The organism is Xenorhabdus sp. IM139775, assembly GCF_028598745.1.
Taxonomy (GTDB): Bacteria; Pseudomonadota; Gammaproteobacteria; order Enterobacterales; family Enterobacteriaceae; genus Xenorhabdus.
Genome location: NZ_JAQRFK010000061.1, coordinates 1 through 20,368, shown reverse-complemented (window position 1 = coordinate 20,368; position 20,368 = coordinate 1). Strand labels below are relative to the sequence as shown.

Sequence of the window (20,368 nt, the reverse complement as noted above, 5' to 3'; positions counted from 1 at the left end):
ACCCATCGTAATTGAAGATACTTGATTTATCACTCACATAAGATCATGATCGTGCCCATGAAAATTAATCTGACCGATGCCAAAAAAATCTATGGTCACCCCGTTTTTGCAACACTGATTTTTGACATATGATGGGCTTGCTTAAATCTATCCAGCGTCTCTATGAGCAAAGATACCCGCACCTCTATGAGTTCCGCGCTTAATGAACCTAAAAAGCCCTTAGGTTTCAATGAGCCATTCTTTTTGTCAGGCTATCCAACAGGCCAGAAAAGATGGATTTGGGATTGCGGCGCTGTCTTCACGCAGTTTAAACGCTGATTGTGGCAAGGGGCTACTGTTTGGATTTGCTAATGAGCCAACGCCAGAAGCCGCCTTGAACCATGCTAAAAATCTGCAAAAATGTCTTTTACAACTTACTGACGCATCCCGATAGCCAGCCGATTCATTCCATTCATCAGCGCAATGGCAAACGTCAGATCAGAAATTTCCTGATCGGTGAAATAGTCTTTTAACGGCAAGTAAGCACCATCATCAGCATGGCTTGCCGTCACATAAGTCAGTGCTTCTGCCCATTCCAATGCTGCTTTCTCACGAAAAGTAAATTGGCTGCTGACACGCCATCCCGCCAATTCGGCTAATCGACGTTCAGTTTCTTCGGCCTGACGCAAAGACTGCGTGTGTTTGTTTAAACAAAAAGCACAGCCATTGATTTGGGAAACCCGCAAATAAACCAATTCAACCAACGGTAGTCCCAACGAACTTTTTTCCAACCCCTCTTTTACCAAACGAAATCCTTGCAACAGTTCGGGGGACAAATCGTAATAAGCAAGACGCAATTCACTCATACACAATACTTCTTATCTCAATGAATGCCATTAACGATATGGCAAACCAGCCATTAAGATAAGGGACAAGATTGGCATTTCTGATCAGGACAAGTTGTTTTAGAAATAAAAAACACTGCCTATTATTTTAAGCAGTGTTTTTTATTTACATGGCAAACTACAGAGTTAATTTATGCTATATCTTAAGCGGTTCTTTTAGGGTCGACACCATAATCATTATCACCCTTCGTCCCTTCAATACAGCAAAACATGAGTAAAACAATACCGCCAAAGGGAATAATATAGATTAATACCCACCAGCCAGAATGATTAGCATCATGAAGGCGGCGTACTTTAACGGCAAGGCTCGGGATTATAGTCAGGATCAGATAAACCACAAACAACGCCACACCGACATTTTTATTAATTACTGAACCCAATACGATGAGGGCTACGCATATAATAAAATGAAATAAAGAAAACAGCCAATATTCTTTGCGACGCGCACGTCCTGAAAAATCTGCATAATTTTTTAAAACACTAAGATACCAATGCATAATGTCACTTTACTGAAATTAAATGATATAAAATAAAAACGGGCAAACTATAAAGGATGGAGGATTGTATACTTAATTTTCTTTTGAAGTCCATTCTCGATTGTTGGATAGTTAATACTGTCTGATTGACGCCATTATTAGATAGTGAATTAAAAAACACTTCCAAATATCAAATTGGAAACAGAATCCACAGGAATGTTTTCCATCCATATCAAAGTTACCCTTAAATCCATTAGAGAAATAAGACCCATTAATTTATGATTAATGGGTCTTAGATAGTTATTTTATTTCAAAGGTGATAATTGCCCATGTTATTTATGTGAATTGACTAATTTCAAAATAAAATACTACTTTCGATTCCGGCTCCTTGAACCCATTAGTGCTTTTGCGGCAACACGCGGCGTTATTGCGCTACACCCAACATTGGAGGTCATTCTGGTCGGTGGTTTTTCCCTCCGGGTTTTGTAATTCGCGTCACGGATCTCAAGCCACAATCTGATTCGGCATGAAGTGGATTCGGCCATGATCGACTGCGCATTCTCATACGGGCAATTTTTCACATTATGTGGAAGAATTATTGCAACAGGACTTGTGCCCTTCATTTTTGCCAGTAGATATCGGCAAGTTTGGAATGATGTTTTCGCCATCAGCATGATGGCGCCAATCGTATAACTTTTCAGGAGAGATTTAGATAGAAACGCAGCTGTGGCTAATAAGAGATAGGCTTAGAGGCAGGGTCATTTTAGTATGATGCACAGCTATTTTTCTGGTTTAACATAAAAATATAAAAACGCATTCAAAAAACATTAAACCAGATAAAAAATCATCTAAGATGAGAAATTATAACAAGAAGAAACTTAGTAATTTTTAATATAATGGAAAATCAACGATAGAAACCTAGCACTATCTACTGTGTTCAATATTGTTATAGGTTTTCTGTTTATACTGAGAAGATCCATACTTGGTAATGATGATTCAGGCTCATAAATAATTGTCATACCACGCTCTTCCCCTTCTAAAACAACATCTACGTAATTCTGCGTACTAGTAACAATAGTTTTGTCAATTAGCCATGCCACCGTCAGCGCATCATGGATCCAACACCCTGCCAATCCTCTAGTTTTCATAGAATAATTCATCCATGGGCGAATTGTTTCAACTAAAAATTTACAAAGAGCATTATTAAATGTAGATAAGTAATCTAGATCAGAATGCAACATCTGAGTTTGAGTCGTCACATCCATTGGTACTAAAGTAATATTTGCACCACTTGTCAATACGATATGAGCAGCTTCTGGATCAATACCAAAGTTTGTGTCTTTCTGATAACCAGGAACATCAAATACACCTCCCATAATAACAATTTCAGCCACAGATTCAGCAAATTCAGGATATAACTGTATCGTATGAGCAATATTGGTCAAAGGACCAATTGCTATAAGAGTAATCTCACCAGAATTCCGGCATACAAGCTCACCGATTCCATGTGCTGCTGACGGAGTAACTAAAGGACATTGCTCGGGGGAAACAACTCCCTTCCACAAATAACGTAACCCATTCTGGTCAACTCCATTATCAAGTTTTTCACGCCATTTTTTCATGGGTTCCAATATTCCCTGAGAAGCACCACGTACCACAGGAATATTCTCACCTAATCTCTGTAAAAATGATTTTGCAACAGAATAACCAATTTCACTGGGTGTATTACCAGACACAGTAGAAATTAATTCAAGAGAAATTTGTGGCGCAGCTATGGCAAGAGCTAATGCAAGACCATCATCAATATTCGCTCCTGCTATACCGTTCCCTGGATCACAATCAATAATTAAACGCATACTTTATTCTTTTAAGAGAGATGTACAACCACAGGATTCTCCGATCTGTAAATCAAATTCAAATTCACATTCACGAGCTTCCCCATTCCATGTTTTCAGCATTTCAATAGCAGTTTTTGCCATTTTATCAATTGGCTGACGTACGGCAGTCAAAGAAGGAACGTTAAATTGCGATAGTTCTGTAGAATTAAAACAAACCAACGCAATATCATCAGGAACCTTTATTCCATGTTCTGACAATGCACGAAGACATCCAAACGCTTGTAACTCATTAGTTGCAAACAAAGCGCGAGGAAGTTCTCCTTTTAACATTTCCAACGTTACTTCATAACCCCCCATGCGGGTATAGTCTGTTGAAAAAATCCACTCTTCATGCACAGCTAAATTAGCTTGTTGTAATGCATCACGCCAACCAGCAATACGATCCTGCGTATTTAGCATATCACTAGGACCACAAATAATGGCTATATCTCGATATCCATGCTGAGTTAGATGCTGAGTAGCCTGAAATGCAGCAAGCCTTTCATTTACAATGATAGCGCTAACATTTAGTTTCGCATCAACACGATCTAGCATGACACATGGAGTTCCACTTTTCTGAATTAATTCGATGTAAGGATGACGATCGACGCTGGTATACAGCAATCCATCAACCTGACGATGCAATAACTTATTGATATGTTCCTTTTCTCGCTCTCTGTCATCTCCAGAATCGCCTAATAAAAGAACCTGGCCGTGTTTGAACGCTTCTTGTTGCAATGCATGAGCCATTGAGGAAATAAAAGGATTGGATATATTAGGTACAACAAGACCATAAGTTTGTGTTGTTCCCGAGACAAGAGCCTTAGCAATACCATTTGGTCTATAACCTGTTTTCTTGATAGCTGATAAAACGCGCTGTCGAGTCGCTTTTGCAACAGGCCGGGGACCATTGTTAACAACATAGCTGACTACTGCTACAGATGTACCTGCTTCTTTGGCAACATCGGTACGAGTCACTCGTTTAGGATGGAACTTCATGACATTTACTTAATTAATTTGTAGGAGAAGATTATAACTTAAATAGTTCAGAGAATAAAATACCATGCTTTTGGATGTAATAATCATTTGGCATAAATCAAATAATATTAATTCATGCCAAAATTATCAATGGTGAGTCAATGCTTTGAAGTATTAAATAGCGTCATCAGGTAAATTTAAATCTCTACCTCGTGTTTCTGGGGCAAAAAACGTTGTTATAAAACCAACTCCTGCCATAAACGCAAAATAAAATGCGATAGACCACCAATGTCCTGTAAAAGATAATAGTGCCGATGCAATTAGTGGCGCAGAACCACCAGATAAAATGGAACCTAACTCTTTTGCAAAAGCCATCTTAGCGTAGCGATTCCTCACACCAAACAGTTCAACTCCCCATGCAGCCTGAACACTAAATATCCCTAAGGAAGCCAATCCCATACCTACAACGATGGTTGAAATGACAATGATAGGTTCACGACTATCCAGTAAGATGAAAGCAGGTGCAGAATATAGGATTAATAAGAAGCAAAACCAACGATATATAATTCGGCGACCAAAACGATCAGATAAATAACCTGATAAAGGAATAATCAAAAAACCTAAAATAGAAGCAAGAAAGACTGCTATTGTTGGTATGGATTTATCTATCATTAACACTTTAGCAACATACCCAATAATAAATCCCTGAGCCAAATAGGATGGTCCATTCTCACCAATACGCAAACCAACCATAATCCAGAATGCTTTTGTTCGTTCCAGAAAACTTCGGTGCTCTCGTTCAGTTTTATGGGTCGGTCTATTGTTCAATATCTGTGAATTACGAACTTCCAGAGACATTTGATAACGTCGAAACACTGGAGATTCATTCATATGACGGCGTATAAATAAAGCTACTACAGTAAGTAAAAAACTGGATAGAAATGGAATACGCCATCCCCAATCAAGTAAGCTCTCTTTATCCATAGTCAACACTAACAACCAAATCAATGATGCCATTAATGTTCCACTATTGGAACCAAGAGCAATAATAGAAGAAACCAAGCCGCGTCTTTTCGGCGGAGCATATTCTCCTAGAATCACTGTACCACCAGAAAGTTCAGCCCCAGCCCCTAGCCCTTGTGTAAACCTCAAAATAACGAGGCAAACAGGAGCCCACACTCCAATTTGAGCATAACTCGGAATAAACCCAATAAGTGTTGTAGAGACACCCATGAACATAATAGTCGTCACCATGACGCTCTTACGCCCCTTTTGATCTCCCAACCATCCAAATAATAATGCACCAATAGGCCGTGCGATGAACCCAACTGAATAAGTTGCAAAACTGGAAAGTAGAGCAATCATAGGTGTCATATCAGGAAAAAATACGTCACCAAAAATAATTCCTGCGGCTAAGCCATAAAGTGCAAAATCAGCATATTCCATTGCCGTGCCTAACCAACAAGAAAATGCCGCACGACAAAATTCCTTGTGTCCTTCCCTAGTTTCCAGACATACTTCGGATGCATGCCGTTCCCCAATTAAAGGCACTATTGCGTTCTCAAACTGCATAATGTGTTCCCTGAGTGTTGGAACAGTAAATTATCAATCCCGATGTTATAAACCGGAAAAACATTTTTTCATAGTTATATTTTTATTGTTTTTACTTATTATACTATCTACTCGAGTAGATTATTAAACTCCAAAGAAAATATATTGCATTTAAGTCACAAGTATTAAGTAAAAAAATTAATTCTACAATCCACAAAAAAACAAAAACCTATATCAAAATTTATTTTACGATAGGATAATGATTTTAATTTCTTTATTTTACGATAGGATAATGATTTTAATTTCTTTATTTTACTGACACATAATGAATTCATATAATAAGTACGACACTCGTAGAGAGATTTTGGCGGGAAGTTAGCGACTGATAAACTGCTTCTTCCTGTCCGGCGAGACGAGTGTAAAGCATGAAATACCAGCAGCTAGCTGAAGGTCAAAGATACCAAATTGAAATCCTTTTGCCAGAAAAGATAAAAATGTTCACTCTATGTAAATTAGATATTCACCTTGGTGAAAATTAAAATTTTGCGCGCGTAAACTTTTTACGCAGAATGGCCTTGCCGGATTTGTCCTGACAATGGATGTGGAGAGAATGCTTACCGAGATCGATACCAATGAGTATGACGTTTTGCATTATGGCCTCTCAAAAAAAATAGCCTATAAGAATATCGCTCACAGGGTGGGGGCGACCATCTCATTAAGCCTGACGCCAGCCCATAAGGAACGGCAAAGAAAGACCAAAGTCAGTACCACTGACCCGGAAAGCGGGTTTATGCACCGGACGAACAAACCGAAAGGATTTTTCTATCTCGACCACCGTACCGTGGACGGGAAAGCCAATATTATTCTGGACACCTACGCCACCGCGGGTATTTGCCAGAATTGCCCACTGCAGGCGGCCTGTACCCGGGCGAAAAAGGGAAAAACGATCACACGGCATATCTGGGAAGCGGACAAAGAAAAGGCCAGGGACATTCGCTTGAGCCCGTGGGGTAAAAAGGTGCATAAGCGGCGAAAAGAGACGATAGAGCGCAGTTTTGCGGAGGCGAAACAGCATCACGGGCACCGTTACACCCATTTTCGCGGGTTGCTGAAAGTCCAGATACAGTGCCTGTTGGCGGCAACAGCCCAAAATATCAAGAAGATAGCCTTACTGGAGGCGGCACTTTATGGGTTTTATCTGTGGTCCAGCGGTGAATTTATCGGGTCAGAAACCCAATCAGGCGCAGGAAAAAGACGTGTCGGGGATAAATAAGAAAAAATCAGAAGATAATGGTTGATAATGAATGCCGCAAACCCTGTTACTTTCAACGAGGTTTGTCAACGGGCTGAAACAGCACCCCATAGGATGCTGTTTTCAAACACGTATTGTTCAGATTATCCGCTTCTTTAAGCTATTACGTTCAAACCTGATACCTTTTCGGCAAATATCTTGCGCAAATAACAAGAAACGGCATCATCCGCATTAGAGCCAATGACTTCCATATCAGGTAAGCTGTCTTTCAAGCGCTGGTGCGCTCCCTGCATAATGCAGCCCTTGCCTGCCACACTCAGCATTTCCTGATCATTCATACCATCGCCAAAAGCAATGCAATCACCCAATTGATACCCAATCGATTGACAAACCTGCGCCAATGCGTGTCCTTTCGAAACCCCGCCCGCCATCACTTCCAAACAATTTCTCAGTGAAAAACTGACATTCACCCTTGCTCCCCAACGCGCTTTAATTCTCTCTTCCAAATCCACCAAATAATCATGATCTTCACTGGTGTAATAAACTTTGCATACGCCATCGGTGGGAAAATGGTCACGTTGAAAAAGTTGGTAATGGAAAACAGATTCCTGAAAAAAATCTTTCTGCTCAGGCGCTTCCCTATTGATTAGCCAATCATCGTTGTTAAAGTAATTGGTCAGGACATTGGGATTATCAAATTCCAATAAACATAAATCATGGGCAATTTCAGGATCGAGGTTATGACTGAATACCAATTCATCCTGAATATTGTGAACTCTTGCGCCGTTGGAGGTGATCATATAAGCATCAATACCCAACCCATCACGGATTTGCCCCACATCAATATGATGACGCCCTGTTGCAAAAACAAAATGAATCCCTTGTTCCGTCAGTATGTTCAGTGTTTCCTTGGTATACGGGGTAAGTTTATGGTCGGGAGACAATAAAGTGCCATCTAAATCTGAAGCAACAACATGATACATAGTTATGGTTCCTAAACTAAATCAGTTCTGGTCAAAAAAATCACAAATTGCAATGAGAGCCTGCGCCCGCAATACATCTTTTTCGAACAGGATTTCGTGATGCGCCCCTTGAATAACCAGAGGATTTTGTTCTTTTTTTCCTGTTTCCGCTTTTTGGCGCGATGCGCAAAAAGCCAATAATTCCCGATTACTCACAATCTTATCTTCACTCGCTTGTAATATCATGAGTGGCGTTTGAATTTGACCTGCATTTTCAATCAGGTTATCGCCCATCAGCATACTCTCACGCATCCAATGGTAAGTCGGCCCCCCAAGGCGCAACTCAGGATAATCCGCATAGTAACGCAAATAACGCTGGTAGCGCGCATAACTGTGCGTTAATAGATTGATAAAATAGGGTAATGGCTGCCATTGCCCTGTTGATAGTGCATAAGCATTACGTCTTTTGGTATTGGGTTCCGCCTGATTAACCAGAAAATTCGCCAGCCAGCGGGGCATGGGTAAATTGATGCCAAACATCGGCGCACATAACACCGCAGCACGAAAAATCGGTTCTTGATAACGCAGCAGAAAACGGCTCAAAATTGCACCACCCATTGAATGGGCGAGGGCATAACAGCGATGAGATTGACGAGAAGTTATTTCCAGATCAATCAATGTAGCCAAGTCATCCGCATAATGGTCGAACGCTTCAACATGGCCTTTTTGTCGGTCATCCAACATTCGTCCTGAACAGCCTTGTCCACGATGATCAATAATAAAAATATCATAGCCTAAATGGTAAAAATCATAGGCCACTTCTGGGTATTTCACGTAGCTTTCACTACGGCCGGGCAAAATGATGAGTGTTTTGTCATGATGGGGAGAACAAAAGGAGACATAATGGATGGGAATATTATCAACGCCCATAAATTGCCGCTCTTCTCTTGTCCGCCAAAAATCCAGTAATGATCCGTTCGTAAAGGCTGAGAACTGAGGTTCACGGTTTAACCAGCTCGCTTGCAATATCTCAGGCGTCATTCATCATCCTCTGTTCACTCCCCTTTAGCCGATTCAACTCATTCCGTTATTCGGATTCTTCAAAATGCTCACGGATTAATGCCATAAATGCGTGACCAAAACGTTCCAGTTTCCGCTGCCCAACACCGTTAATCAGCAAAAGTTCACCCGGCGTTATCGGGCACTGTTCTGCCATCTCAATTAACGTGACGTCATTAAAAACGACAAAAGGGGGAATATTGTTTTCATCAGCAATGGATTTACGCAGCTTCCGCAATTTAGCAAATAACTTGCGATCATAGTTGCCACTGTATGATTTGTTTTGCTGATTGCGGCTTTTCAAGTTTTGAATACGTGGCACGGCCAGTTGCAGAGACACTTCGCTGCGCAATACTGGCCGCGCAGCTTCCGTCAGTTGCAGTGCAGAGTAGTTGGCAATATTTTGGCTAATCAGCCCTAAGTGAATGAGCTGACGCAAAACACTCATCCAATGTTCCTGACTCTGCGTTTTACCAATGCCATAAACAGGCAGCTTGTCATGCCCAAAATCTCTAATGCGTTGGTTATTTGCGCCACGTAGCACTTCTACAATATAGCCAATCCCAAAACGTTGTCCAACGCGATAGATACAGGATAACGCTTTTTGTGCCTCCACCAGACCGTCATAACGCTTGGGGGGATCGAGGCAAATGTCACAGTTACCACAGGCTGTCTGGCGGCTTTCCCCGAAATAATTCAGCAAGACTAAGCGCCGGCAAGTCTGCGATTCGGCAAATGCGCCCATCGCATTGAGTTTGTGCCGTTCAATGTTCTGTTGTTCACCCGCAGGTTTTTCTTCCAGACAACGCCGCAGCCACACCATATCTGCCGGATCGTAAAACAGCACGGCTTCCGCAGGTAAGCCATCCCGCCCAGCCCGACCCGTTTCTTGATAATAAGATTCGATATTGCGGGGAATATCAAAGTGCACGACAAAGCGCACATTCGGCTTGTTGATCCCCATACCAAATGCAACTGTTGCCACAACGATCTGCAAATCATCCCGCTGGAAGGCATCCTGCACCCATGCACGTTGATTGTTTTCCAGCCCCGCATGATAAGCTGCAACACTCAGCCCCCGTTTTTGCAGGCGCTCGGCGGTTTCTTCCACTTTAGTGCGACTATTGCAGTAGATAATTCCGCTTTTTCCCTGCTGACCCCGGACAAATGACCAGAGCTGATCAAGGGGTTTGTATTTCTCAACTAAAGTGTAACGGATGTTGGGGCGATCAAAGCTGCTGATATGGATAATCGGCTCATGCAGCTCTAATAAACGTACAATATCCTGACGGGTCGTTTTATCTGCCGTCGCGGTGAGTGCAACCACGGGAAGACCGGGGAAGTGGCGGCGAAGTTGGCCTAGCGCCCGATATTCCGGACGAAAATCATGCCCCCATTGAGAAATACAGTGAGCTTCATCGACAGCCAGTAAAACGGGCTGCCAATCGTGCAGTTGGTCAAGAAAGTTATCCGTTACCAGCCGTTCAGGGGCGATATAGAGCAGTTTAATGCTCCCCTTACGGCAACGTTGAATAATATCAAATTGCTGTTCACGGCTTTGGGTTGAGTTCAGGCATTCCGCTTCAACGCCATTCGCACGCAGTTGATCGACCTGATCTTTCATCAATGAAATTAATGGGGAGACAACCAGAGTCAGCCCATTTTTAACCAGTGCGGGGATCTGGTAACACAGCGATTTACCGCCTCCCGTTGGCATAATCACCAGACAGTCGCGCCCGTCAAGAACGGCGTCGATGACTTGTTGCTGCCCCGGTCGGAATTGCTGGTACCCGAATGTTTTTCGTAATGCTTGTTCAGCCAGCGATGCCGTGCTGATGAGTTCTGCGGTAGACACGCCTTTCCTCGATCGTTAGAAACTAATTTCTGAAAAAACTCAATATACCCGATCAACTTTAAGTTGCAGCCCACAAGATGCAAGCCACTTATTATCACCACCGCGCCGCGGGGAGATAATAAAAGTATCTCGAAGTACGACGAGTAGATGTTATTTCACTGTAAGGACAGTTACAGCATGTCATTCAACATGACACCGATACCAAAACGGGTTTGTTTGAAATTGTAGTCAATCATCGATTCGCCATAACCACAGAAAAACTGCGTGTAAATACGAACATGATTTGAGAGCGGATAACTCCACCCCAACTCGCCACTGCCATAACCGCTGTTCCAGTTATAGCGCCCCTGAGCGCTAAATACATTGTCTCCCCAGATATAGCCGATTTTCAGCCGGTAATAGCCCATATAACGGTTCATCTCTGGGTTATCGTCATGACGGACGCTTTCGGGGAGTCGATACCACGATTTCAAATCCATCTGCCAATGACCGTTCTGCACCATAAAACGCGCATAGAGACGATTCCAGCTCCGGGAAGTCGCTTCCGGACGCCCGTTAGATTGATGGTTGAACCCTGCCTCAATTTCCCGCAGGTGCCAGCCTGCAAATTCATAATCCGTTAACCACGCCAGAAAAAGTTGGGGTTCATAATTCGTTTCACGAAATGGAGACGATGCCTTTTTATTACTGAGTTGCCACCATGAACGTTGTGTGTAGGAAGCCCCAAGCAACGAGTTTTTTCCTGCAATTCCCCGCCACAATGGAAAACCAAAACTTATCTGAAAATTCACTTCATCTTTGCGGGCGTTATCTGCCCAATCATAGCTATGAATTGCCGATTTATTCATATTGGCATCATAAGTATAAATAATGTAATTCGTATCATAAGGATAGAGCGTCAGCGGAGAATCTTGCCCGCCCAACATTGTCGAGAGCACGCTTCCTCTCACGCCACTCTCCTGCTTTTCTGCGGCCTGGGCCAATGGTGATAATAGGCCGATAATAACCAGTATCTTCCATAACAAGCGCATATCTGGTTTTCCCATTGTAATTATTTCAAGCTAAAAAAATACCGCTTATTCTACACGCTATATGGTTATTTTTTGTAGTCCGTTTTTGCCCTCATGAATGGTTTGTCGAAGCGCTTCACAAACTGGCAAAGTCGATAGTGAAAGCATAAACTTAACAATCAATTAACCATAAGCACCCATTTAACATCCGTTGACTTTACTTTTGATTAGCAGGAAATCCGCCATGGAAAATATTCAGCGAGTAGACACTATCTTAACCCCAGAAGAAGCCCGTAAATTTATTGGTGAAATCTTTGTTTATCATATGCCATTCAATCGCCTGTTGGGTCTTGAGCTGCTCCGCTTTGAGCAAGACTACGCAGAATTACAATTTCACCATCAGGAAAAATTGGTCGGCAATATGCTTCATAACATTCTGCATGGTGGTGCGATCGCTTCCATATTAGATGTTGCAGGAGGACTGGTTTGCGCAGGTAATGCACTAACCGCAATCGAAACGCTGACCATCGCCGAGATCCAAAAACGCCTGACCACATTAGGCACGATTGATTTACGTGTGGATTACCTGCGCCCCGGACGCGGTGAAGTATTTACCGCCAGTTGCAACATTATCCGCGCCGGCAATAAAGTCTCCGTCGCCAGAATAGAACTGCATAATGAAAAACAGGTGCATATTGCCAGCGCAATGGGGACTTATTTGGTGAGTTAATTTTTTTGATCTTATCAATTGAAGGTGCTGATAGGAAACGCCGGATTTTATTTTTCGCCTCTCACACCTTCATCATTATTCACAGCCTGCCACGCTGCGTATATGATACCCATGTCGATCCCCCACATGTGGAATATTATCTGATTGGCTTAGATGTTGAAAAAATGCGATACCATGCAGGTGAAATCTATAAAGGCAAAAGATATGGCAATTCCAGTATAAGCCACAGTTATAATTCCATTAATAAAAACTGTGCAACAATGGTTGCCAAGATATTAAAAGCCGGTGGCGTAGAAAATTTATTAAATCCAGTTCAAAGAATTGGTTATGGCAAAAATATCTATTGGACACCTAAAGATATCGCCCAATTGTGTAATGAGTTAAGAAATAATGATAAGGCAGTAAAAGTTAAGGGATTGGATTGCCCAAATAAACTGGATTTACCATTTAAAACGTTAATGGGCTTTAGATAGAGTTAATAAAATAGACTTATCTATTCAAAGAGCCTTTGGGTAAGGAAAAGTGCCTGTTTTTTCAATTTAGCATAAAGTGCTATTCAGCTCAGTAGAAAAATTTAATTTATTACTCATGCCATTAACGACTTGTAAATCATTCATCCCAATGACACATTGTACAGGTCTATGAGCTATCACCTTAACCAGCTCTTCTGATTTTCTAAACATTCTCTAAACATTCAAGGATATTATGAGTAACCAACAGACGGCCAAAGGTATCTTGTATGCCTTGGGAGCTTATCTTATTTGGGGATTGGCACCCATCTACTTCAAGTCCATACAATATGTCCCCCCCGATGAAATCGTGTCACATCGTGTGATCTGGTCAGTTTTCTTTATGGTTTTGATGATAACGTTGACTCGTCACTGGCGTCAGGTTTGGGGGGTTGTTCGTCAACCGAAGATACTGCTGCTATTAGGCATTACTGCCTTTACCATTACCAGTAACTGGCTTACCTATATCTGGGCTGTCAATAATGAGCATTTGCTGGAAGCGAGTCTGGGGTATTTTATTAGCCCGCTGGTTAATGTTTTGTTTGGCATGATCTTTCTTGGTGAACGTTTCCGGCGTATGCAGTGGATTGCCGTAAGTCTGGCCTTTACCGGCGTACTGATCCAGCTATGGCAGTTTGGTTCTGTACCGGTGATTGGTTTGTATTTAGCGACAACATTTTCTGTCTATGGGCTGATCCGCAAAAAATTGGGAATTGATGCGCAAACGGGTATGTTGATTGAGACAACGTGGGTATTCCCTGTCGCCCTGATTTACCTGCTGTTTTTCACCCATAGCCCGACAAGTCATATGTTGGATAATACCTACTCTTTGAATCTGATGCTGATGGCCGCCGGGATTATTACGACGGTGCCCCTTCTGCTCTTCACCGCGGCCGCTGCACACCTGCGTTTGTCCACGCTGGGCTTCTTCCAGTATCTCGGCCCAACCTTGATGTTCTTGCTGGCAACGCTGGTTTACGGTGAGCAAATTGGCCCGGATCGTTTGATCACGTTTGGCTTTATCTGGGCTGCCCTGATTCTGTTTACCTTGGATGCGCTCTATACGCAACGTCGTTTACGGAAGTAGTCAACTTCTGGCAACGAGCATAAATCTGAACTGACCCAAAACGTTATCTGGAATTTGGGTCAGTTTTTTCATAAAATAACACGCCCTTCCTCAATAATATCTTGGCGTTCATATAGAAATTCAGTGTCGGCTTTATCCTCATATAAAAATGAATCCCAGTCAGGTCTTACCGGACGCAATATAATGGTTTCTTCTTCTCGGATAATTCCCAATTCGTTGTCCTCTTCAAGATCCAGATTCTTAGCCGCTTCCCCAGAAACATAGATGACTATGTAACCGGGCCTGTTGACGTTTTGTGTTCATAAATCAACAAACCCTTGGTAAGTTTTTGAGGTATCCGGAATCAATATACCCTACAGGTTGCCAAAAGTGGGAGCTGATGTACAGACGGCTCATTATGAACCAAACAAGTCTCCATGGCTTCAATGATGCCGATCAGTAGAGTTTCGTAATTAGCAAGCAGTCTGTCAATGGTAACGCTATTGAACAGGCTAGTATCTGCAATCCATACAAGGCGTAATTCACCGTCTTTTTCTTCATAAACCTGGACTTCCAAATCAAATCGAGATTTCAGTAACGGACGCTCTTCGAGTTCAATACTGGTATCATGTTCTAGCGTTGTATCTTGCTGAATATTTTCCAGTGTAAAAGCGATCTGAATTATCGGATTGTAGTTTGACTTTCGTACAAGATTGATTTTTTCGACCAGCATTTGAAAAGGTAGATCTTGATGTGTATAAGCATTCAAGATGGTGTCCCTGTTGTGCTTTAATAATTCACTAAAGGTCGGTTGTCCGGATAAATCGGTTCTGATAGGCAGTGTATTGACGAAAAAACCGATCAGAGGTTCTGTATCATGATGTGTTCTACCTGCCAGTGCTGTTCCAATCACAATATCTTTTTCATTACTATAACGACCAATTAACACAGCAAACGCCGTTTCCAGAAACATGAATAACGTGACGTTATGTTTAATACACTGTGAATTAATCGCCTGAGTCAGTTTTTTTGAAATACGCTGTGTATACATCCGCCCTTCGAAGTTTTGTTGCTCTGGCCGCGGATTATCTAATGGGAAATGGTGCAATAATGGTATACCGGATAATTGCTTCTGCCAGTAGGCCAGTTGTTTTTCCAGTACCTCTCCTTGCAGCCAGCTTCGTTGCCATTGGGCATAATCCGTATATTGAACTTTTAATGCAGGCAATGGATTTTCATCACCTTGGCAATAAGCTCGATATATAGTGAGCAGCTCTCGAACAAATATTTCAATTGACCAGCTATCACAGGCGATATGGTGAATATTGTAAATAATGATATGATCGTTTTCGGCGAGTTTTAGTACCCGAATACGCAACATCAGATCTGTACCGAGATTAAAAAGCAGATTTTCTTCTTCTTTGCGAAGGTGTTTTACCTGCTCTTTTTTCTCTGTTTCGGAAAACATCGACAATTCATAGTAAGTTATTGGTAAATGATAAGCAGTAGAGATAATTTGTCGGGGATCATTATCAATCATTTTAAACTGGGTGCGCAATGCTTCATGGCGTTCAATCACCTGTATAACGGCACCTTCGAACGCACTGATATTGAGAGATTCTCGCAATCTGAAATCACCCACACAATTGTAATGAGCACTTCCTTCTTCTAGTTGGTCAATTAACCATATCCGTTGCTGGGCAAATGAAACTGGGTAATGTGTAGCACCTCCATTACGCTGAATAGCTTTCATGCTATTTAATTGATTACCCTCTTTTTTATCTTTAATAAGGCCAACAGTCACTATTTGGGCTAGTTGTTCAAGTGTCGGATGTTCAAAAACACTTCTCAATGGCACTTCTACTTTTAATTCGTTGCGTATTGAACTAATGAGGCTAGTTGCCTGAAGTGAATGCCCTCCCAGAGAAAAGAAATTATCATGAATCCCTATTTTTTTTATTTTCAAGTGCTTTTTCCATAATTCTCCGAGTTTTTCCTCAACCTCATTTCTTGGAGCAATATAATTCTGCTTACGCAAGTTATTTTCATCTGGAATAGGTAGTGCCCTTTTATCTACTTTATTATTCAATGTGAGAGGCATACTTTCCAATGGGATATAGAGACTGGGCACCATATATTTCGGCAGTTGCTTTTTCAGAGCAGATTCAAGGAATTCTGAAAGTTCACCGCTAATAGACGAGATTTGCGGATAGTTAGCCAGATGAGTTTGACTGTAATCAGAACGAGCCTGTATTTGAGGCAATGGTCCACGGCTGAAAATTATATCCAGCAGGTCGGGCTGTTGTTGTGACCATGTCATACCACACTGATAACCGAATTGTTCAGCATATTGAAGCAGCAATTCAAGAGATTGAATCTGTTCTACTGACTGCGAGGAGAAATTACCTACTTGTTCAGATGAAGAAATAAATTGATTGGCCGGCCAATGGCGCAATCCTTCAGCCAAGGCAAGATCGTCTTTAACACGGGCATTGGGAATACCTGAAACACCAAAAATTTGTTCTTCCCTTTGTAACATATCACGCAAATTTTCAAAGGAAACAAAGTCGTACCAAGTGAAAGATACATGACCACTGGATTGTGTATTTTCACCTTTTTTATGCAGTATGACATCATAACGATAACGCAGCATTTCATTATCGCCTACGCCACGTTTAACTAAAATATCGACTCTGCCGATTTCTGGGTAACGTGTTGGCAATTGGGCAAAATAAGTCGGGCTAAGCAGAAATTCTTCCTCTTGCTGTAAACGTCGCTGAATACGGTTTGCCAGCGTTCCTACAGAAATACGTTGTTCGCCCATATGACTTTGTTCTATCGCCGTCACATGTGCCGTCAGCAGATCTAAGTTGCGGATATCCCCCAGCAGAATTTTCCCCTCCGCTTCAACCGCCAGCAGTAACTGGGCAAGAACTTTATCCAGATACTGGACATTGGGGAAATACTGAACCACCGAGTTAATGACGACAGTATCGAACATGTCGGGCGTTATCATACCCAAATTCAGCGCATCCCCCTGACACAACTGGACATGCGACCAACCGCGTTGTTGCAGGATATATTGATGTCGTGCCAGCACTTCTGCTGAAATATCCGTCGCCAATACCGATTCACACTGTTCAGCATAGCGATATAACAGTAAGCCTGTACCACAACCGATTTCCAATAAACGGCGAGGATGCAGAGAATCAATTCGTTTCATAGTGCCCGTACGCCACTCTTCCATCTGTTCTCGCGGGATCGGTTGATTGGTATAACTGTTCATCCAACCGCCAAAATCACTGTCAGTGTCGTATTTATCAGAGATAACGTTTTCAGTCGTTGTCTGTCGATATTGGTCATCAAAAATTTTTGTCCAGCTTTCAAGATAGTCAGCATTAAAAGCTGTGGCTTTTTCTGCCAACCAAGCCGTACTTGGACAAACATAAGCAATCAGCTTCTTATCTTCATTGTTACCATCAGTGATCACCGCCGCACTGCTTAAAATATCCTGTCCAGCTAAAACGGACTCGATTTCACCCAACTCGATTCGATGGCTACGAATTTTGACCTGTGAATCAATGCGGCCAATAAATTCCAGTTCACCTTCAAGGGTCCAGCGTACTAAATCGCCAGTACGATAAAGCTTGTCAGCCGGGTTAGTACTGAAGGGATCACAAATAAACTGTTTCTCTGTCAGTTCTGGCGCATTCCGGTAACCTCGTGCCAATTGGACACCGCCAATATGCAATTCTCCCTCCGCACCAAGCGGGACTAAATTGCCATCGGAGTCCATAATGCGCATTACGGCATTCGGCAGTGGTTTGCCAATTGTAACCCGCTTATCTGCCGTTAATAATCCGCAGGTGATAATAGAGGTACACTCTGTCGGGCCATAGGCGTTAAACAATTTCCGATCTTGTGACCATTGCGTGGCAATATGCGGTGGTACGGCCTCCCCAGCTAGAAACAGTGTTGAAACGTTACGCCATTTATTGAAATCCAAATGAGGTAATAATGCTGGAGGTAATACGGCATGGGTAATATGGTATTTTTCAATGATTGCATCCAGTAACTCAGGGGAACGTCGCTGGGTTTCAGAAATAAGATACAGTGTTGCCCCGTATGCCAATGTCATGGACATTTCCAGAATGGCAATATCAAAACTCCAGGAGGCAAATTGTAATCCGCGGATATTTGAGCAAGCCCCAAATACCGTAGCCAACGCGTGTACCAGATTAACCCAGCCCTTGTGTTCCAGCATTGCACCTTTGGGTCTGCCTGTGGAACCAGATGTATAAATCACGTACGCCAAATGGTTTTCAGTCAGTGGGAATAGGCGTTCAGTAATGTTTTCTATAGGTAATTTTTTCAGATGTAACTGTATTTCGGGGGTATCTAAACAGATGACATTTTGTTGATTGAGTGGCAGGTCATTGACCAAATGCGTTTCAGTCAGGATAAATTCTGCCCCACTGTGCTCCAGCATATATTGAAGACGCGCTTTCGGATAGCTAATATCCAACGGAACATAAGCACCACCGGCTTTTAGAATACCCAATAGTGTAACAGCCACTTGCAGCGTTCGAGGAAGACAAATTGCAACCAAGGTATCAGGCTGAATACCCTGTTCAATAAGGTAGTGTGCCAATTGGTTGGCCTGCTCATTCAATTCCCTATAACTGAGTGTACTTTCTCCAAAAACCAATGCGGTTTTTTCGGCATTTTGCGTAACTTGTTCTTCAAACAACTCATGGAAGCAACGATCGCGTTGGTACTGAGTCTGTGGCCCATTGAACTCATGTAATAATGTGTGTTTTTCTGCATCACCCAAAAGTGGAAGTTTATCAATGGTTGGCTCTTTATTGGCCGAATTGACGCTCATCGCCCTAACAATGCTGGTCAGCAGGGTTTCGTAATTAACAAGTAATCTATCAATGGTGTCTCTGCTAAACAGGCTGGTTTCTGCAATCCATAAAATCGATAACTCTCCTTTCTTTTCATTTTCATACACATGAACTTCCAGATCAAAACGAGTAGTGAGAAACGATTTTTCTTCATCTGGAACAATATTATCTTGCTCCATCGTAGTATCTTGTTGGTTGTTCTGTACAGTAAAGATGATCTGAAAGACAGGATTATGATTTAAGTTTCGCTCCGGGCTGATTTTTTCCACCAATTTTTCAAAGGGTAGATCTTGATGTGCATAAGCATCCAGAATGGTGCGGCTGTTTTGTTTTAACAATGCACTGAATGTCGGTCTTCCGGATAAGTCAGTTCGGATAACCAGAGAATTGGCAGAAAAACCGATAAGGGGCTCAACATCATGATGTGTTTTTTTTGTCAGAGTGGTTCCAATCACAATATCCTTTTCATTACTGTAACGATTAATTAACACAGCAAACGCCGTTTCTAGGAACGTGAATAATGTGACGTTATGTTTAATGCACTGTGAATTAATCGCCTGAGTCAGCTTCTTTGAAATACACTGTGAATACATCCGTCCTTCGAAGCGCTGCTGTTCCGGGCGCGGATTATCTAATGGGAAATGGTGTAATAATGGGATACCAGATAATTGTTTCTGCCAGTAGATCAGTTGTTTTTCCAGTACATCCCCTTGCAGTTTGGATGTTTGATTTTTCTTTTTTGATTCAAGATCATTTAGAAAATTAACTATTTCTTGTTTATGGCTTTCCCATTCATTGATTAGTTCCGGCGCTATACTGTCGCAACGAGTTTCATATTGTAATTGATTATCAACTACAAACAAGGTGATTCCTTGATCTAAAGCCTCATTGATAATTTCCTCAATAGTCTTCATATAATTCCTTTCAATAATTTGTGGGATATTTTATCCATTCTATATAAATGTAGATTTTTGATAAAACCAATCATAAGCATTTGTTTAATCACTCAACCTTCGAATATTCAACGACATTTTAAAAACATTCATATTTTTCCTGAAAATCATTGTAACTGAGGAGTGGAATATTATTATCTATACCAATGCTGGATTAAGCTGGATTAACACAATAAGTGCAATGTGCGCCCCGTATAGGCTTCGATGGGTGTTAATCCATTTAAAACCTTTCTTGGTGTCATATTTAATCTTAATTCTAAATCACTGACATCTTGCTCTGTGAGTGAACCAAAAGCCGT

The 20,368-nt window shown here is 41.9% G+C and carries 15 protein-coding genes and 3 pseudogenes; 5 read left to right on the top strand and 13 right to left on the bottom strand.

Annotation, left to right across the window (positions count from 1 at the left end):
• The first annotated feature begins 229 nt into the window (after positions 1 to 229).
• Entirely contained in the window at positions 230 to 433 is a 204-nt protein-coding gene (locus PSI17_RS12775; RefSeq protein WP_273552331.1) for a hypothetical protein, read from the top strand.
• Here the strand turns inward: PSI17_RS12775 and PSI17_RS12770 are convergent.
• The 6 genes and pseudogenes from PSI17_RS12770 to PSI17_RS12745 all read right to left on the bottom strand — a co-directional run.
• Positions 414 to 845, bottom strand: coding sequence for a carboxymuconolactone decarboxylase family protein (locus tag PSI17_RS12770; protein ID WP_273552330.1), 432 nt, complete (start codon positions 843 to 845; stop codon positions 414 to 416). The two genes, PSI17_RS12775 and PSI17_RS12770, sit on opposite strands and share 20 nt — an antisense overlap.
• 182 nt (positions 846 to 1,027) lie before the next feature.
• Positions 1,028 to 1,381 (bottom strand): DUF805 domain-containing protein, encoded by a 354-nt coding sequence (locus PSI17_RS12765; RefSeq protein ID WP_273552329.1) that lies wholly within the window; start codon positions 1,379 to 1,381, stop codon positions 1,028 to 1,030.
• Between the two features lie 857 nt (positions 1,382 to 2,238).
• Entirely contained in the window at positions 2,239 to 3,216 is a 978-nt protein-coding gene (locus tag PSI17_RS12760; RefSeq protein WP_273552328.1) for a nucleoside hydrolase, read from the bottom strand.
• A 3-nt stretch (positions 3,217 to 3,219) separates the two neighbouring features.
• On the bottom strand, positions 3,220 to 4,236 hold the full coding sequence (locus PSI17_RS12755) for a LacI family DNA-binding transcriptional regulator (protein WP_273552327.1): 1,017 nt from the start codon (positions 4,234 to 4,236) through the stop codon (positions 3,220 to 3,222).
• Between the two features lie 153 nt (positions 4,237 to 4,389).
• Complete coding sequence (locus tag PSI17_RS12750) at positions 4,390 to 5,787, bottom strand: MFS transporter (protein WP_273552326.1); 1,398 nt, start codon at positions 5,785 to 5,787, stop codon at positions 4,390 to 4,392.
• 520 nt (positions 5,788 to 6,307) lie between these two features.
• Positions 6,308 to 6,418 (bottom strand): annotated as a pseudogene (locus PSI17_RS12745) (IS110 family transposase); the annotation flags it as partial.
• Positions 6,419 to 6,502: 84 nt separating this feature from the next.
• On the opposite strand from PSI17_RS12745, the pseudogene PSI17_RS12740 reads away from it, so the two are divergent.
• Positions 6,503 to 7,039 (top strand): annotated as a pseudogene (locus tag PSI17_RS12740) (transposase); the annotation flags it as partial.
• 134 nt (positions 7,040 to 7,173) lie between these two features.
• On the opposite strand, the gene yigL reads toward PSI17_RS12740, so the two are convergent.
• The 4 genes from yigL to pldA all read right to left on the bottom strand — a co-directional run bounded on the left by yigL (position 7,174) and on the right by pldA (position 11,925).
• The gene (gene yigL / locus PSI17_RS12735) at positions 7,174 to 8,001 is read right to left on the bottom strand and encodes a sugar/pyridoxal phosphate phosphatase YigL (protein WP_273552325.1); all 828 of its coding nucleotides are present in this window, start codon (positions 7,999 to 8,001) and stop codon (positions 7,174 to 7,176) included.
• A gap of 21 nt (positions 8,002 to 8,022) precedes the next feature.
• Positions 8,023 to 9,021, bottom strand: coding sequence for a lysophospholipase L2 (gene pldB / locus PSI17_RS12730; RefSeq protein ID WP_273552324.1), 999 nt, complete (start codon positions 9,019 to 9,021; stop codon positions 8,023 to 8,025).
• 46 nt (positions 9,022 to 9,067) lie between these two features.
• Complete coding sequence (gene recQ / locus PSI17_RS12725; protein WP_273552323.1) at positions 9,068 to 10,894, bottom strand: ATP-dependent DNA helicase RecQ; 1,827 nt, start codon at positions 10,892 to 10,894, stop codon at positions 9,068 to 9,070.
• Between the two features lie 170 nt (positions 10,895 to 11,064).
• The gene (pldA, locus tag PSI17_RS12720; protein WP_273552322.1) at positions 11,065 to 11,925 is read right to left on the bottom strand and encodes a phospholipase A; all 861 of its coding nucleotides are present in this window, start codon (positions 11,923 to 11,925) and stop codon (positions 11,065 to 11,067) included.
• Positions 11,926 to 12,148: 223 nt separating this feature from the next.
• On the opposite strand from pldA, the gene PSI17_RS12715 reads away from it, so the two are divergent.
• From PSI17_RS12715 to rarD, 3 genes are all read left to right on the top strand, one after another.
• Positions 12,149 to 12,634, top strand: coding sequence for a thioesterase family protein (locus PSI17_RS12715; protein ID WP_273552321.1), 486 nt, complete (start codon positions 12,149 to 12,151; stop codon positions 12,632 to 12,634).
• A 5-nt stretch (positions 12,635 to 12,639) separates the two neighbouring features.
• Positions 12,640 to 13,107 (top strand): hypothetical protein, encoded by a 468-nt coding sequence (locus PSI17_RS12710; RefSeq protein WP_273552320.1) that lies wholly within the window; start codon positions 12,640 to 12,642, stop codon positions 13,105 to 13,107.
• Positions 13,108 to 13,339: 232 nt separating this feature from the next.
• Positions 13,340 to 14,230 (top strand): EamA family transporter RarD, encoded by an 891-nt coding sequence (gene rarD / locus PSI17_RS12705; protein WP_273552319.1) that lies wholly within the window; start codon positions 13,340 to 13,342, stop codon positions 14,228 to 14,230.
• A gap of 68 nt (positions 14,231 to 14,298) precedes the next feature.
• On the opposite strand, the gene PSI17_RS12700 is transcribed toward rarD, so the two are convergent.
• The 3 genes and pseudogenes from PSI17_RS12700 to PSI17_RS17450 all read right to left on the bottom strand — a co-directional run.
• On the bottom strand, positions 14,299 to 14,502 hold the full coding sequence (locus PSI17_RS12700; RefSeq protein WP_273552332.1) for an AbrB family transcriptional regulator: 204 nt from the start codon (positions 14,500 to 14,502) through the stop codon (positions 14,299 to 14,301).
• A gap of 71 nt (positions 14,503 to 14,573) precedes the next feature.
• A complete protein-coding gene (locus tag PSI17_RS12695; RefSeq protein ID WP_273552318.1) occupies positions 14,574 to 20,030 on the bottom strand; it encodes a non-ribosomal peptide synthetase in 5,457 nt (1,818 codons plus the stop codon).
• Between the two features lie 203 nt (positions 20,031 to 20,233).
• Positions 20,234 to 20,368 (bottom strand): annotated as a pseudogene (locus PSI17_RS17450) (IS30 family transposase); the annotation flags it as partial.